General features: G+C 66.6%; 15 protein-coding genes, 3 pseudogenes and 1 other annotated feature. Of the genes and pseudogenes, 9 read left to right on the forward strand and 9 right to left on the reverse strand.

Translation table 11 applies throughout. The annotated features are described in order from the left end of the window. The first annotated feature begins 58 nt into the window (after positions 1-58). From E8M01_RS25200 to E8M01_RS25215, 4 genes are all read left to right on the forward strand, one after another. Complete coding sequence (locus E8M01_RS25200; RefSeq protein WP_425467681.1) at positions 59-904, forward strand: APH(3'') family aminoglycoside O-phosphotransferase; 846 nt, start codon at positions 59-61, stop codon at positions 902-904. Positions 905-1,083: 179 nt separating this feature from the next. Beyond that, positions 1,084-1,611 carry a YcxB family protein gene (locus E8M01_RS25205; protein WP_136962675.1) on the forward strand — a complete coding sequence of 176 codons (528 nt, stop codon included), beginning with the start codon at positions 1,084-1,086 and terminating at the stop codon, positions 1,609-1,611. Further along, the gene (locus tag E8M01_RS25210; protein ID WP_170182067.1) at positions 1,608-1,991 is read left to right on the forward strand and encodes a RidA family protein; all 384 of its coding nucleotides are present in this window, start codon (positions 1,608-1,610) and stop codon (positions 1,989-1,991) included. Before E8M01_RS25205 ends, E8M01_RS25210 begins: the two co-directional genes overlap by 4 nt. Positions 1,992-2,022: 31 nt before the next feature. Beyond that, positions 2,023-2,523: a hypothetical protein gene (locus E8M01_RS25215; RefSeq protein ID WP_136962677.1), complete on the forward strand. Its 501-nt coding sequence runs from the start codon at positions 2,023-2,025 to the stop codon at positions 2,521-2,523. Between the two features lie 294 nt (positions 2,524-2,817). Here the strand turns inward: E8M01_RS25215 and E8M01_RS25220 are convergent, their stop codons facing one another. Beyond that, positions 2,818-4,080 carry an MFS transporter gene (locus tag E8M01_RS25220; protein WP_136962678.1) on the reverse strand — a complete coding sequence of 421 codons (1,263 nt, stop codon included), beginning with the start codon at positions 4,078-4,080 and terminating at the stop codon, positions 2,818-2,820. 130 nt (positions 4,081-4,210) lie between these two features. Between E8M01_RS25220 and E8M01_RS25225 the strand changes: the two genes are divergently transcribed. Together E8M01_RS25225 and E8M01_RS35780 are read left to right on the forward strand one after the other, a co-directional pair. Continuing rightward, positions 4,211-4,651 carry a winged helix-turn-helix transcriptional regulator gene (locus E8M01_RS25225; protein ID WP_425467682.1) on the forward strand — a complete coding sequence of 147 codons (441 nt, stop codon included), beginning with the start codon at positions 4,211-4,213 and terminating at the stop codon, positions 4,649-4,651. A 165-nt stretch (positions 4,652-4,816) separates the two neighbouring features. Then, on the forward strand, positions 4,817-4,948 hold the full coding sequence (locus E8M01_RS35780; RefSeq protein ID WP_281287804.1) for a hypothetical protein: 132 nt from the start codon (positions 4,817-4,819) through the stop codon (positions 4,946-4,948). A 1-nt stretch (position 4,949) separates the two neighbouring features. Here E8M01_RS35780 and E8M01_RS25230 read toward each other — a convergent pair. Then, positions 4,950-5,249: pseudogene (locus E8M01_RS25230) on the reverse strand (integrase core domain-containing protein); the annotation flags it as partial. A gap of 46 nt (positions 5,250-5,295) precedes the next feature. Between E8M01_RS25230 and E8M01_RS25235 the strand changes: the two are divergent. Further along, a complete protein-coding gene (locus E8M01_RS25235) occupies positions 5,296-6,666 on the forward strand; it encodes an IS30 family transposase (RefSeq protein ID WP_211596664.1) in 1,371 nt (456 codons plus the stop codon). Positions 6,667-6,706: 40 nt separating this feature from the next. Here E8M01_RS25235 and E8M01_RS25240 read toward each other — a convergent pair. Continuing rightward, positions 6,707-7,641: pseudogene (locus E8M01_RS25240) on the reverse strand (IS3 family transposase); the annotation flags it as partial. Beyond that, positions 7,241-7,357: a sequence feature (AL1L pseudoknot), on the reverse strand. Its footprint overlaps the pseudogene before it by 117 nt. Positions 7,642-7,694: 53 nt before the next feature. On the opposite strand from E8M01_RS25240, the pseudogene E8M01_RS25245 reads away from it, so the two are divergent. Beyond that, positions 7,695-8,471, forward strand: a pseudogene (locus E8M01_RS25245) (MBL fold metallo-hydrolase); the annotation flags it as partial. A gap of 414 nt (positions 8,472-8,885) precedes the next feature. Here E8M01_RS25245 and bluB read toward each other — a convergent pair. Continuing rightward, a complete protein-coding gene (gene bluB / locus E8M01_RS25250; protein WP_136962680.1) occupies positions 8,886-9,524 on the reverse strand; it encodes a 5,6-dimethylbenzimidazole synthase in 639 nt (212 codons plus the stop codon). Positions 9,525-9,705: 181 nt separating this feature from the next. Next, the gene (locus tag E8M01_RS25255; RefSeq protein WP_136958628.1) at positions 9,706-10,905 is read right to left on the reverse strand and encodes an IS256 family transposase; all 1,200 of its coding nucleotides are present in this window, start codon (positions 10,903-10,905) and stop codon (positions 9,706-9,708) included. A gap of 386 nt (positions 10,906-11,291) precedes the next feature. Here E8M01_RS25255 and E8M01_RS25260 point away from each other — a divergent pair, with 386 nt between their 5' ends. Continuing rightward, on the forward strand, positions 11,292-11,486 hold the full coding sequence (locus E8M01_RS25260) for a hypothetical protein (RefSeq protein WP_136962681.1): 195 nt from the start codon (positions 11,292-11,294) through the stop codon (positions 11,484-11,486). 11 nt (positions 11,487-11,497) lie between these two features. On the opposite strand, the gene E8M01_RS25265 is transcribed toward E8M01_RS25260, so the two are convergent. The 4 genes from E8M01_RS25265 to E8M01_RS25275 form a co-directional block, all read right to left on the reverse strand. Next, positions 11,498-12,346 (reverse strand): aldo/keto reductase, encoded by an 849-nt coding sequence (locus E8M01_RS25265; protein WP_136962682.1) that lies wholly within the window; start codon positions 12,344-12,346, stop codon positions 11,498-11,500. 208 nt (positions 12,347-12,554) lie between these two features. Beyond that, positions 12,555-12,716 carry a hypothetical protein gene (locus E8M01_RS35135; protein ID WP_170182068.1) on the reverse strand — a complete coding sequence of 54 codons (162 nt, stop codon included), beginning with the start codon at positions 12,714-12,716 and terminating at the stop codon, positions 12,555-12,557. Positions 12,717-12,782: 66 nt separating this feature from the next. Then, entirely contained in the window at positions 12,783-13,496 is a 714-nt protein-coding gene (locus tag E8M01_RS25270; RefSeq protein WP_170182069.1) for an NAD(P)H-dependent oxidoreductase, read from the reverse strand. Positions 13,497-13,552: 56 nt separating this feature from the next. Next, complete coding sequence (locus E8M01_RS25275; RefSeq protein ID WP_136958680.1) at positions 13,553-14,752, reverse strand: IS4 family transposase; 1,200 nt, start codon at positions 14,750-14,752, stop codon at positions 13,553-13,555. Positions 14,753-14,927: the final 175 nt, after the last annotated feature.

The raw sequence follows: 14,927 nt of genomic DNA on the forward strand, positions 1-14,927 counted from the left end.
GGCGGCGCCTGCGCGACCGCGCTCGGCGCCATTTCGAGCGAAGCGCGGAGGCTTCACATTGGCCGGACTCATGCACGAAACCGCGCGATCCGATGACGACTTTAATGAAGACCTTCTGCCAGACCTTCCGGCCGGCAGAACCTGGGTTCCGGTCGGCAGCGGCGAATCCGGTGACAAAGTGTATTGCCGCAGTGATGGCGTGGCCTATGCCAAACTCTCGCAGGGGCTGGGCGCGGCTCGCCTCGATGGCGAGCGGCGCCGCACCGAATGGCTCGCTGCCACCGGTCTTGGGTCTCTCACCGTGCTCGACTGGAGGATGTCGGACAGCGGCGCCTGCCTTGTCACCAGGACCGTCCCGGGCGTGTCCGCGAGCGAGCTCTCCGCTTCCGCGTTGAGCGCTGCATGGCCGTCCATTGCCCGGCAGATCAAGGCGCTGCACGACCTTCCGGTCGCCGATTGTCCGTTCGAGCGCGGTCTGTCGACAATGGTCGATCGCGCCGCGGACGTTGTCGGGCGGGGCGCCGTCAACCCCGACTTCCTCGACCCGGACCAGCGGGCCATTCCTGCCGCTGTCCTTCTCGCGCGCCTGCAGGCGGACATGCCCAGGCGGCTCGCTCAGGAGGCCGGCGACCTTGTTGTCTGCCACGGCGATGCCTGCCTGCCGAATGTCATGGTCGATCCCGATACGTATCGCTGCACCGGTCTGATCGACCTCGGGCGCCTTGGAACGGCCGACCGTTATGTCGACCTTGCGCTGCTCCTCGCCAATGCCAGGGAAAGCTGGACCTCGCCGGGGGATGCGCCGGCGGCACGGGCCCGTCTCTTCGACATCCATGCCATCGCGCAGCCCGACCAGGAACGGCTGGATTTCTACCTTCGCCTGGACCCTCTGACCTGGGGATGATCGTGGACGAGACGTCACGGCGACCCGGCCCGCAGGGTTTGGTTGGAGATCTTGTTCCGGCCGGCGAACTCCGGGCCACCGGGCGCAGCGCGCCCGACATTTGCGAATCCCGGCCGCTGAAATACAGTTTTTTGGCTGGTAGGTCCGTGATCGTGGCCACCTGAGGATCGAGCGCAGCAATGGCTTCGACAGACCGCGCCGTGACCGTGACGCTCACCGAGGACGACTATGCCGCGGCGAACAAGTTGCATGTGTTGAATGAATATCGCCGCCCCTGGTCTCTGATCGCGATCGCCTGCATTGTCGTCATTTATTGCCTTTTCATCTATGCATCCGTCACGGGCTTTCGTTCATTTGCCATCCCTGGCCTCTATGTCCATATTATTTTTATCGCACTGCTCGCGTTGCCGGCGGTGAACTACCTGGTGCTGGCGCCCTATACGGCGCGCAAGACCTTTCGGCAGCAGAAGACGCTGCATCACCCCATCACCTATTCCTGGTCGGAGGCCGGTCTCAAAGCGACAAATGTCAGCGGCGAATGGCTGGTGCCTTGGACCGACTATCTCAAGTGGAGCGAGGACGACCGCGTCGTGCTGTTCTATCAGGCGCCGCGCCTGTTCCAGATGTTGCCGAAGCGCGCAGTCACGGCCGAGCAGCTGGCCGATGTCATGCAATGTGCTGCCCTGTCGAAGGACGTGACGCCATGACGATCGATTTTATCGGCCAGCCGGGACCGGATTCGGCACGGCCCTATAGCGCGGCAACCCGCGCGGCGGGCCTGGTCTTCGTCTCCGGCCGCACCGCGCCGCATGACCCGGCGAACGGCATCCATCGCGGCGACACCGCCGCGGACCAGGTTCGGGCTGCCCTGGCCGTTATCGCCGAGGTCCTGCACGAAGCCGGCAGCAGCTTCGACCGGATCGTCCAGATGACCATGCTGATCACCGATCCTTCCGACTACGATGCTTGCAACGCGGAATATGTGAAGCATTTTCCGGGCGGCCTGCCGGCGCGCCACACCGCGCGCTTCGGCGTGCCGACCGATGCCAAGGTCGGGTTCGCCTGCATCGCGCTGGCCTTGGCCTGAAACGCCGCCCGGCATCGGAGGAGGTCATCGGATGCCGACCGTCTTCGATGGCGAGCTCTTCGCCGACTATCACCAATTCTATCTGGCGGATGCCGGTGCCGTGGCAACCGCAGAACCGACGCCCTGGACCGACGCCGATGTCGGCCGCAGGCTCCATCCGGAGGATCGGTTGGTGGCCATCTCGACCGCCCGCAACATGACCGTGCCGGTTCGTGTCGAGCTGCATGACGCCGCACCGGCACTCGACCTCGCCGAGGCCGATCATCTGGTCCAGGGGTCGCTGCTGACCGCCGGCGAGGTGGTGATCGCCGGCTGCACCGATTACCTGCCGGATGCTGCGCGCTTCAATGCGCCGCCCGGCCATCTGCGCGTCCTGGCCGTCTTCTCGGGCCTTGGAACCATCAGCGAAGACGGCCTGGAGGGCGACGATCGTTACGTGCTGCATCTGTGGCCGGGGCAAGCCGTGGCGGTCACGGTCCATCGCCAGTGGGACGACCCGGCGGAGAGCTTGGCGGCGGGACCCGCGGCATGATCTCGCGCGTCTTGGCGGCAGGCGTGCTGGTTGCGGCGCACGTCGCGAGGTGGTGCCTGGTCCGGCGGGCCGGGCTGTTCGCTCCGGGCCCTGGCGCCGCGCGATGAGGCCGGTCGACGGCGCCGATGCGGCGACTTTCACCGTGCCGGGGCCTGGCGAGCCTCATGCCGTCGGCCATTCGCACGGCAGCGCCGTGACCGATCGTTTCCGCTGCTACGAGCAGCGCCTCCCCATCGGCCGGCCGGATCGGATCGCTTCGGGTCTGCGCGGCTTCAGCGCGTCCCGTCTCATGGCTCATTCGCTTTTCGCCCCGACATGCCGCGTCGCCGCCCAGAACACCAGCGCGGTGGCGCTGATCGCGGCGCCGAGGATCGAGACCCCGGTCCAGCCGGCCGAGGCATAGGTCAGCGTCGAGGCGATCGAGCCGAGCGCGCTGCCAATCGAATAGAAGATCATGTAGCCGGCGGTCAGCCGGCTCTGCGCCTCCGGCCGCTCGGCATAGATCATCGCCTGGTTGGTGACATGCACCGCCTGCAGGCCGAAATCGATGATCACGACGCCGATGATCGGCCCCCAGAGCGACCAGTGCATCAGTCCGATCGGCAGCCAGGCTGCGAGCATCAGCGCGAGACCGAAGCAGCTGACGCGTTGGGCAAACCCCCGATCGGCCCAGGCGCCGGCGCGCGACGCGCCGAGTGCGCCGGCCGCGCCCGCCAGTCCGAACAGCCCGATCTGCGTGTGGCTGAGCGAGAAGGGCGGGGCGCTCAAGGGCAGCACCAGCGGGGTCAGCAGGGTGACGATGGCCGCGAAGATCAGCATGGCGATGGTGGCGCGGATCCTGAGCACCGGCATCTCGGCGAACAGTGTGAACACCGAGCCGATCAGACGGACATAGGAGGTTGCCGCCGGCGTCCGGGTCTCGGCCGGCAGCACGCGCGCGAGCACCAGCGCGATGGCCAGCGTCAGTCCGGCCGAAACGACATAGACCGAGCGCCAGCCGGCGAGATCGGCGAGCGTGCCCGAGACGGTGCGGGCGAGCAGGATGCCGATGACGATGCCGCTGGTGACCACCCCGACCACCTGGCCGCGCTCGTCGGGCCGGGCGAGGCCGGCGGCGAAAGCGACCAGCACCTGGGTCACCACGGCGAGCAGCCCCATGACGGCCAGGGCGGCGAAGAACACCGTGGCGTTCGATGCCGTCGCGACCACCAGCAGCACGGCGGCCGAGGCGACCGACTGGCCGACGATCAGCCGGCGGCGATCCAGGAGGTCGCCGAGCGGCACGATCAACAGCAGGCCGAGGCCGTAACCGACCTGGGTCATGGTCATCACCAGGCCGATGGCGCCATGGCTGATGGCGAAATCCTCGGCCATGCGGTCGAGCAGAGGGTGGGCGAAATAGACATTGGCCACCGCGAGCCCCGAGGCGACCGCGAACAGCAGCGCCACGGTCCGGGACAGAGCGGCGGCTTCGCCGCCGGTTGTCGCAGGCGTGTGCGTCGCCGCGCCGCCGCCAATCCCGCCACTGTCGACAGCCGCCTCGGTCTCGATGCGCATCAAAGCCTCCATCCAATAAGTAGTTTAAAAATGAAACCACTTGTTGGATAGGCCAGACGGTTTTATCTTGCAACCAGAAAAACACGTGCGGACCGAAAGCCGTCGTTGCGCCGCGCGCCAGGGGGCAGATGTGAAACGCAAGTGTCTCGAAGCCGACCCATGCCCGGTTGCCCGCTCGCTGGACGCGATCGGCGACTGGTGGTCGCTGATGATCATCCGCGACGCCTTCGACGGGCTGAGCCGTTTCGGCGAATTCCAGAAGAGCCTGGGGCTGGCCAAGAACATCCTGTCGGCGCGGCTGCGCACGCTCACCGCCCGCGGCATCCTGGCCGTCGAGCCGGCGGCCGAAGGCAGCGCCTATCAGCGCTACGTGCTGACCGAGAAAGGCCGCGGCCTGTTCCTGGTCATGGTGGCCCTGCGCCAATGGGGTGAGGCGTCGTTCTACGCCCCCGGCGAGCCGCATTCGACCATGCGCGACGCCGAGACCGGCGAAGAGGTTCGCCGCCTGGCGCTCTATTCGGCCGGCGGCCGGCCGCTGCGGACGCAGGACGTGGTCGTGCGGAAGGTGTGAGGGGGAAACGGCGAGTGGCGAATGGCGAATGGGGATGATGCGGGAAGCGCGGCGCCTCGTCGCAGGATTGGTCACCGTGCTCCGCGCATCATCCCCATTCGCTACTCGCTATTCGCCATTCGCTGTTCCCGTGTAACCTCCGGCCGGCTCGCAGGAACCCAATCCATGACGACAAGCTTCAGACTGGCCGACATGACCGTTCACCGCATCATCGAGCAGGAGGTGCCGTTCTTTTCGGCGCTCGAGGTGATGCCGGATCTGAACCGCCCCGGGTTTGCCGGAGGCTGTTTCATTTGAGTCAGGCGGCTCTGGCGTGCTCGGTGGTTTGCGCCCAAAAGCGCGCTTCGGCTTCGGCGGGAGGGATGTTGCCGATTGGTTCAAGAAGCCTTCGATTGTTGAACCAATCAACCCATTCCAGCGTCGCGATCTCGACGTCTGCCATGCCGCGCCAGGGGCCGCGACGATGGATGAGCTCGGCTTTGTAGAGCCCATTGATGGTTTCCGCCAAGGCATTGTCGTAGCTGTCGCCGACACTGCCAACCGATGGCTCAACGCCTGCCTCCTTCAGGCGATCGGTATATTTGATGGCAACATATTGGGCGGATTCAAACGGTCGTCGCAACACTCTGAAGTTGGAGGTTGCGATGAGCATCCGAAAGCGGCGATCGGCACGGTCTGGACGAGCGCCATTACCTTCACCAGGACGGCCGCCTTTGGCGGGGCGCGATGAACAGATTCGATTCTGGCGGGCGATCGCCGCGGGGCTGAGCAGCGAAGATGCTGCTCTCGAAGCCGGAGTGTCGCAGCCTGTAGGAACCAGATGGTTCCGAAAGGCGGGCGGTATGCCACCAGCAATGTTCAGATCCTCGGCAAAGCCGCCTGGTCGTTACCTGTCATTGGTGGAGCGTGAAGAGGTCGCACTTCTTAGGGTGCAGGGCCATTCCATGCAGGAGATCGGGCGCCGCCTGAGGCGAGCCGCCTCGACAATCTCCCGTGAACTGCGGCGCAACGCAGCCACGCGCAGCGGCGGGTTGGAGTATCGGGCGACGACTGCCCAGTGGCATGCGGATCGATCGGCCCGTCGGCCCAAACCGACCAAGCTTGCGCTCAACACAACCTTGCGCACCTATGTGGAGGAGAGACTTGCCGGCGTCGTCGTGGCTCCGAGCGGCGTTTCCGTTCCAGGTCCTGCCGTTCCGTGGAAGGGCCGCCGGCATGGCCCGCGAAAGGATCGGCGATGGGCAAGGGCCTGGAGTCCGGAGCAGATTGCCCGGCGCTTGCCGATCGACTTCCCGGACGACAAGACGATGCGTATCAGCCACGAAGCCATCTATCAGGCCCTCTTCGTTCAGGGCCGGGGGGTGCTGCGCCGCGAACTGACGGCCTGCTTGCGAACAGGACGCGTGTTGCGGGTGCCAAGGGCGCGCGTCCGCAGGCGAGGCAAGGGCTTTGTCTCGCCCGAGATCATGATCAGTCAACGCCCCGTCGAAGCAGCCGATCGAGCGGTGCCTGGCCACTGGGAGGGAGACCTCATCCTCGGTCTTGGCAGCTCGGCGATCGGCACGCTGGTCGAGCGCACAACGCGCTTCACGATGCTGCTGCATCTGCCCCGCCTCGCGGGGCACGGCGAAGCTCCTCGCACGAAGAACGGGCCAGCGCTCGCGGGACACGGAGCTGAGGCCGTGCGCGATGCGATCGCGCGCACCATCATCACCTTGCCCGAAGAACTGCGTCGCTCGCTGACGTGGGATCAGGGAGCCGAAATGGCCCAGCACGATCGTCTCAAAATCGATGCGGGTGTCCAGGTCTACTTCTGCGATCCGCAAAGCCCATGGCAGCGCGGCACCAACGAGAACACCAATGGGCTGCTGCGTCAGTACTTCCCGAAAGGCACCGACCTGAGCATCCACAGCGCCGATGAGATTGCCGCCGTGGCAGCGGTCCTCAATGCCCGACCGAGAAAGACGCTGGGCTGGAAAACGCCGGCAGAGGCGCTTGACGCGTTACTGCCATGAGTGAACACAATCGGTGTTGCGACGACCGTTTGAATCCGCCTTGGACCCCTCGATCGGAATGATGGATCAGGCCGCCTTGCTTGAGCGGTCGACGCGCCTGAAGAGCCTGTTCCAGGGCGTCGAGCACGAAGGCGGTCTGCATGGATCGGGAGACCTTCCAGCCAACAATGAAGCGGGCAAAGGCGTCGATCACGAAGGCAACATAGACAAAGCCGCCCCCTGTCGAGACATAGGTGAAGTCCGACAACCACAGGGCATTGGGCCGATCCGCCCGGAAGTTGCGATTGACCTTGTCGCTCGGACAAGGCGCCGTCGGATGGCTGACCGTCGTCTTCACGCTTCTGCCCCGACGAGCCCCTTGCAGGCCCAGCCCCTTCATCAGGCGGGCGACCGTGCAGCGGGCCACCTCATAGCCCTCCCGCACCAGCTGCAGCCAAACCTTGCGCACGCCGTAAACCGAGAAGTTCTCGGCATAGACCCGCTTGATCTGAGCGCAAAGCGCTTCGTCCCGGCGCGCTCTTTGCGACCGCCGCTGCGGATCGGCTCGACGCGCTGCGTGCTCCCAATAGGTGGAAGGGGCTATCGGCAACACCTTGCAGATCGGCTCGACCCCATATTCCGCGCGATGCTCGTCAATGAACGCCTTCATCGCTTGAACAGGCGGTCGAGCTCCGCCTGGGCAAAATAAGCCGATGCCTTGCGAAGAATCTCGTTCGCCTGGCGCAACTCGCGGTTCTCACGCTCAAGCTCCTTGATCCGGGCCGGATCCGCGCTTGTCGGCTCGGCATGAACACCTTCATCCTGCTCCGCTCGACGGATCCATCGCCGCAAGGTCTCTGCCGTGCAGCCGATCTTTCCCGAAATCGAGCAGATCGCTGCCCATTCCGAGCCATACTCACCTTGATGCTCGCGAACCATTCGGATCGCCCGCTCCCGCACTTCGGATGAGTGCTTCACTTGTCCTTGTTTGCCCATGGCTCCAATCTCTCAAAGTTGGGAGCCTCCGGCAAACCCGGGGCGGTTCAGATCTGACCCCGGCGCGGCTCGAGGAAAATCGCTCCTGGCTCCAGCCCAAGGCGATGAACGCCGAGGGCGTGCTGATCCTCTGCTTCCAGTCCTACGTCGTGCGCACGCCGCACCACACCATTCTGGTCGACAGCTGCATCGGCAACCACAAGCACCGGCCGACCCGCCCGGGCTGGCACCAGAAGACCGACGACACCTATCTCAGCGGTCTTGCCGCCGTCGGCCTTCGGGTCGACGACATCGACTTTGTCATGTGCACCCACCTGCATGCCGACCATGTCGGCTGGAACACCCGGCTGGACAAGGATCGCTGGGTGCCGACCTTTCCGCGGGCGCGTTACCTGTTCAGCGAACAGGAATATCGCTACTGGACCGAACAGCATGCCAGGACGCCGCTGCCGGCGATCGGCGACAGCGTGCTGCCGGTCATGGAAGCCGGCCGGGCCGAGCTGGTGCGCGGCGACCATGAGGTCGGCGACCATGTTCGCCTCCTGCCGACGCCGGGCCACACGCCCGGCCATGCCGCGGTCTGTTTCGGCCGCGGCCGCGACGAAGCGGTCATGACCGGCGACCTGATCCACTCGCCGCTGCAGGCGCGCCATCCGGAACTGTCGATCCGCTTCGACGTCGACCAGGCGGCGGCCGCGGTCACCCGGCGCAGCTTCCTCGAGCGCTATTGCGATACCGAGACGCTCTGCTGCACCGCCCATTTCCCGTCACCCTCGGTCGGGCGGATCAAGCGCTGGGGCGAGGGGTTCCGCTGCGAGGAAGTAGGGTAGGGCGAATGGGGCAGCGCGAGTAGCGAATGGCGAATAGGGATTGGGGAAGCGCAGCCCGGCGAACAGGGCCGCGCGAACCCTCGCCCGCGCCTTCGCGGGAGAGGGTGGCCGCGGAGCGGCCGGGTGAGGGTGGCTGCGTCAATGCGCGCCGTGCGTTCCGGGTCGAAATGATGGGCGAGGTGTCGTCCCGCAAGCGGGCGAGGGTTTACGCACACTGCGCTCTCGGCATCATGCCCCATTCGCAATTCGCTACTCGCCATTCGCTCCCTGGAACCTTCCCGCAGGCTGCGCGTTACATTATCGGGATACCCCCGGCCGCCCCCAGTCGCGTCCATTATCGGCCGCGCGGGCCGGGTCGTCCCACACTCTCCATTGACTGCCCCGTCGTCTCTTGCGGCGGGGCCTTTTTGTGCGCTACCGGCTGAGCAGGGTCTGGCGCGCGCGGCGCTCCCAGCCGCGGCGTTCGAGCTCCGGCACCTCATGCTCGTCCGCCGGGTAGCCGAGGCAGAGATAGCCGATGAACTGCCAGGCATCGGGCACATCGAGGACGGCTGCGACCCGGGCCGGATCGAGGATCGAGACCCAGCCCATGCCGATGCCTTCGGCGCGAGCCGCGAGCCACAGCGTATGCACCGCCATGACCACCGAATAGGCTAGTGCTTCCGGCATGGTGCGCCGGCCGAGCCCATGACCCTGGGGCGTCGACGGATCGGCGAAAACGGCGAGATGAACCGGTGCCTGGTCAAGGCCTTCCAGCTTCAACCGGGCATAAAGCGCCTGACGCTCCCGCGGCTCGGCGGCCAGCGCCTCGGCATTGCAACGGGCAAATTCGGCGCGGATCGCGGCGCGCCGCTCGGGCGCCTCGACGCTGACGAAACGCCAGGGCTGGCTCAGGCCGACCGACGGCGCCAGCGCCGCAAGTCCGACCAGCCGGGCAAGTGCCCCCTCGGGCAGCGGTCGCCCGAGGAAGTGGCGGACGTCGCGCCGCCAGGTGAGCAGGCGGGTGAGCTCGGACCGGAAGGCGGGGTCGAAAGCATCGGCGTTGTGGACCAAAGGCTTGGGCTTTCCGTTAGGGGTGCTACGGCGTCGCCCACGGGCGGTGTAGAGTCAACCGGCCGGCGGGCTGGAGCCTGCCGGTGGCACGCTCAACCTGAATCGGAACCTGCGGGGTCATGTCCCGTAGCGTGGTGTAGCTGGCGCAAGGCCCCACGATCGCCGGCATAGGCCGGGCTGGTCAGGCTGCCACGGCTGGCAGGCCGACACTAGGATCATCGCTCAGGCCGGCCATGGTTTCCAGGGTCATGTAGCGGGCCCGCTGGACGGCCCATTCATCGTTCTGTTCGAGCAGGATCGCGCCGACGAGCCGGGCGATGGCGGCCTCGTTGGGGAAGATGCCGACCACCTCGGTCCTGCGCTTGATCTCGCCGTTGACGCGCTCCAGCGGATTGGTGCTGTGGAGCTTCGCCCGATGTTGCGTCGGGAAGGTCATATAGGCCAGCACGTCGGTCTCGGCGGTATCCATCAGAGCCGCCAGTTTCGGCACCGTTGGCCTGAGCTGGTCGGCGACCCGGCGCCATTGCTGGCTGGCGGCCGTTGCATTGTCTTGGGCGAAAGCGGTGGCGATGAAGGCTGAGACAACGCGCCGCCCGCTGCGGCCGGCATGGGCGAGCGCATTCCTCATGAAGTGCACGCGGCAGCGCTGCCAGGTCGCGGTGAGCACCTTGGAGACCGCCGCCTTGATGCCTTCGTGGCTGTCGGAGACGACGAGTTTTACGCCGCGCAGGCCGCGTCTGGCCAGTTTGCGCAAGAACGCCGTCCAGAACGTCTCTGCCTCGGAGGGGCCGATATCCATGCCCAGCACCTCGCGCCGACCGTCGCCGCTTACACCGACCGCCACGATCACCGCCACCGAGACGATCCGGCCGGCCTGGCGGACCTTCACATAGGTCGCGTCGATCCACAGATAGGGCCAGTCGCCCTCGATCGGCCGGTCGAGGAACGCATGGACGCGCTGGTCGATTTCCTCGCAGAGCCGGCTGACTTGGCTCTTCGAGATGCCGCTCATGCCCATCGCCTTGACCAGGTCATCGACCGAGCGGGTCGAGATGCCCTGGATGTAAGCCTCCTGGATCACCGCGGTCAGCGCCTTCTCGGCCAGCCGGCGCGGCTCCAGAAAGCCCGGAAAGTAGGAGCCTTTGCGTAGCCTCGGGATGCGCAGCTCGACCGTGCCGGCGCGGGTCTCCCAATCCCGCTCGCGATAGCCATTGCGCTGGGCCAGGCGGTCCGGGCTCTTCTCGCCGAAGCCGGCGCCGGCAAGGCCGCTGACCTCAAGCTCCATCAGCCGCCCGGCGGCAAAGCCGATCATCTCGCGCAGCAAATCGGCGTCGGGGCTCTTCTCCAGCAGCCCGCGCAGGTTCATCATCTCGTCGGTCATCGGTGGATCTCTCGGTTCGGGGTTGGTCGTCGCAACCCAAACCTAACCGGCAACCGCCGATGACCACCCGTCAGTTACACCACCAGTCGGGACACGACCACCTGCGGCCATCGGCCCAACAGCCTGACGCGACTCGTCAATGTCTCGTGCGGCCGGTCCAACTGGCCGCGGCTTGCGTATCGGCATAAGATGGCTGGAGCTGCGGGGCCGTGGGCCGATGTGCCGGCGAGGCGCAACCTTCGTTGTGCCAGCGGGTTCACGTCTTGAAGGGCATTCCATGCCCCGGTGCCAAGCCTTCGGTGCCAAGCCTTCGGTGTCGAGCCTTCGGGGCCAGACCTGTCGTGCCGAGCCCCGGATGCACTGTCGAACCGTGAGAGGAGACAGTCATGCAACGCCTTCAGGATGTTCCGGCCGCGCGACCTGGGACGCATCTGCCGATGCGCCGCATGACCGCGGCCGCGACGCCGCCGATCCGGGCGGCCAGGACCGGGCCGGCGATCGCCTTGCCGGACCGCTCCGCCGAGCATGCGGCGGAGCAGGAGGATGGCGACGCCAAATGTTTCGAGAAGAGCGTGACCTGAGCGTCTGACGCTCAGATCATCGCCAGCTGACGTTTCGCCTTGGGCGGCGGAAAGGCGCGGTCGAGATCGGCGAGGTCCTGCTCGGTCAGGACAAGGTCGAGCGCCGCCCGATTTTCGGCGACATGGGCGGGTGTGCCGGCTTGCGGAATGGCGCAGACATGGTCGTGGCGCAGTACGAAAGCCAGTGCGACCTGTGCGGGCGTGGCACCGGCATGGCGCGTCGCGATGGTCTTCAGCGCCGGATGCATCAGCAGCCGGCCCTGTTCGATCGGCGAATAGGCCATGACCGGCAAGCCGTGCCGGGCCGACCAGGGCAGCAGGTCGAACTCGATGCCGCGGTCGGCGAGATTGTAGAGCACCTGGTTGGCGGCGACGCCGTCGCCACCGGCGGCGTCATCGAGCGCTTTCATATCCTCGACGTCGAAATTGCTGACCCCCCAATGCAGGATGCGGCCCGACGCGGTCAGGTCCTCGAAGCCCTGGATCGTCTCCTCCAGCGCCACGCTGCCGGGCCAATGCAGCAGATAGAGGTCGATCCGGTCGGTGCCGAGCCGTCTGAGGCTCGCCTCGCAGGCCGCCCGCGTGCCGCGTCGCGTGGCATTGTGCGGCAGCACCTTGCTGACCAGGAACACCTCGTTGCGCCGCCCGGCGATGGCCTCGCCGACCAGCACCTCGGCGGCGCCGTCGCCATACATCTCCGCGGTGTCGATCAGCGTCATGCCGAGGTCGAGGCCGAGCCTGAGCGCGGCGATCTCGGAACTGCGGCGGCCGGGCCGATCGCCCATGTGCCAGGTGCCCTGGCCGAGTGCCGGCATGGCGGCGCCCGAGGGCAAGGTCGTGGTGCGGACGGGTTTGGTCATGGCGGCGCGAACCTCAAGGGCGCGGGGCGGCAGGCGGCGCATCATAGCGCGTTGTCGCCTTGGCTGTGAGACCAACCCTCGCACCCCGTCCCGTCATTTGCGGAAGGCCCGGGCGAGCCGCCGCCATCGTCAGGGAATGGATCGCAACTCACCTTGCCGCGGCACCTGAATCAGGCCCGGCCTGCTCCTGACCGGATCAGGCAATCGCTCAACGCGGCCACTGGCTCATGATGATGCGGTCCTGCTCTTCGTCGCGGCGTGCGGCTTCGGCGCGGGCCTGGGGGCGAGCCTCGGCACCGCTGCGCCGCATGGCATGGAAGCCGAGGTTCATCATCGTTTTCATCGACGTCAGGCTGCGTTGCAGCACCATGGTGACCACTCCGGATATCCTGCGCATCGATCGGACACTCCGTTCGAGGAGCGACGGGGGGGCGGGTCAGGCCTGGCGTGCCCAGGCGGCGTCGGTGATGGTCTCGCGCAGGTGCAGGTTGGCCAGCGGCGCGGCCGGCTTGGCGGCGGCGGCGATGAGGCGCTGCTCGAAACTGTCGAGACAGGCCATGCGCGCCTCGGCGCTGATGCGCGGCGCGCCATAGGCCACGAAGGGCTCTTCGACCTCGTAGCCCATATAGGCCAGCATCAGATGTTCGACGGGATAGAGCACCCGGCCGATTTCGCCATAGCTGCCGCCTTCGGAGAAGCGCTCCGGCGTGCCGCCCGTGGTGACCGACATGAGCGCCCGCCTGCCGCGGAACAGGCCGTTGTCGAAACGGGCGCCGTCGACATAACCGAAGCCATAGGCCAGCACCCGTTCGAACCAGCCTTTCAGGATGGCCGGCGGGCTGCCCCACCAGAGCGGGAATTGCAGCACCAGCAGGTCAGCTTCGGCGACACGCGCCTGTTCGCGGGTGATTTCGGCCGAGAAGGTTCCGGTCTTCGCCGCATGGGCCTGTTCGGTCTGATAATGGAACCGATGGGCGTCGGCGACTTCGGTGAAGTCGTGCCGGCCGGCCACCGGATCGAAACCCTCGGCATGGAGGTCGGAGACGGTGACGGTATGGCCCGCGCCGGTCAAAGCCTCGACGGCGCGGCGGGTGAGCGCGCCGTTGAACGAAGCCGGCTCCGGATGGGCATGGACGATGAGCACATGCATGGCGGGGCGTCCTGGGGGCTCTGATGAATCACCCCTCCCCCAATGGGCTACTAGATTCACACATCTTTTGCCTGGGCGAGAGCGTCCCATCCCTGCTTGGCATCGTAGAAGGATAGCCAGCCCTGTAGCATGACCATCGGGCCAGGCTTGCCGTAATATCCGGTCCAGCCACCGAGCCTTGCGCAAACCCAGGCGGCAAAGGCGAGCGAGCCCTTGGGGTGTGGATTCTTCTGCCGCTGGGTCTTGCCCTCCAGCTTGGCCGAGAGCGCCTCGAGCAAGGGCTGATCTTCCGGCTGGAAGGCATCGGTGAGCGGCCTGAGCGGGGTCTGAGGCGATGCGCCGTCACGAGCATGGACGAGTTGCTGGACGCTGACCGCGGCCACCAGCGCTGCCATGACCAGCTTGAGACGGGGCACATCCTCGGCGATGCGCAGGCCTTCGATGTCGTAGCCCTGGGTCTTCAGGGTGCGGAACAACTGCTCGATGGCCCAACGACGCCGGTAGAGCTCGGCCACCGCCAGGGCTTCGGTGATGTCGCGGACCGCGCGCGAGATCAAGAGCCGCCAGTGAACCGCCGGCTCGCCCGCCGGTGGATCGACTTCGCGGATATCGACCAGCGTCATGCCGACGCTCGCCGGCAGGGCCTCAAGTCCTGGTGTGCCGGCCTTGGGACGTGCCAATTGCGCCGCCATGAAGCGGACCGCCAGTCGCGCCTGGCGCGCCTTGCGGCCGGGCTTGGCCGGCAGGTCCAGCAGGGTCCGGCCGGCCTCAGGCAAGGCATCCACGGTGGCAAACAGCAGACCGCCATCGCCGAGGCTGCGATCTTGGGCCGCCCTGACCAGAAGCTCGATGTCCTTCGGGCGTCGTGCAAAGGCCTCGAAGATATCGCCCTCGCGATCGGCGATCACCGTCACGCTACGAGCCAGCGCCCCGATCCTGGCCGCGTCTTCGCCCCCTTCCAGCCAGCGCCGGCTCTCTTTCGCCGCCAATGGGCGGGATTTCCGCTCCCCACGCAAGCCTTTGTCGCGGCTCATGAATTGAGCATGCGCCAACCCCAGGATGGCGCCGTCCTCGGCATCCACCGCGATCATCGCATGCAACATAAGCCCGCCGCCGCCGCTCGACTTGATGCTGGTGGTGTCCTGGATCGCCAGCACCGGCCGGCCGATACACCGTTCCGCCGTGCGCTCTTGCGCCGTCGCCGCCATCTCTTCGACCGTCACCGCCGGATTGCGCAGCAAACGGGTCAGGCGCATCTCGCCTCGCCGGTTGCCGCCCAGCGGCCGAATCCGAATGCCACGACCACCCCACTCGACCAGCCGGCGGTGCAAAAAGACCCCCCTTTTTCCAGCCGGCGGTCGCCAAACCGCCCCAGCCCATGCTCCTGCATCTGCTTCCTCCCGCTATCTGCGGATCAAGGAATCAGAGCCG

The sequence above is a fragment of the Phreatobacter stygius genome (assembly GCF_005144885.1).
GTDB classification, from domain to species: domain Bacteria; phylum Pseudomonadota; class Alphaproteobacteria; order Rhizobiales; family Phreatobacteraceae; genus Phreatobacter; species Phreatobacter stygius.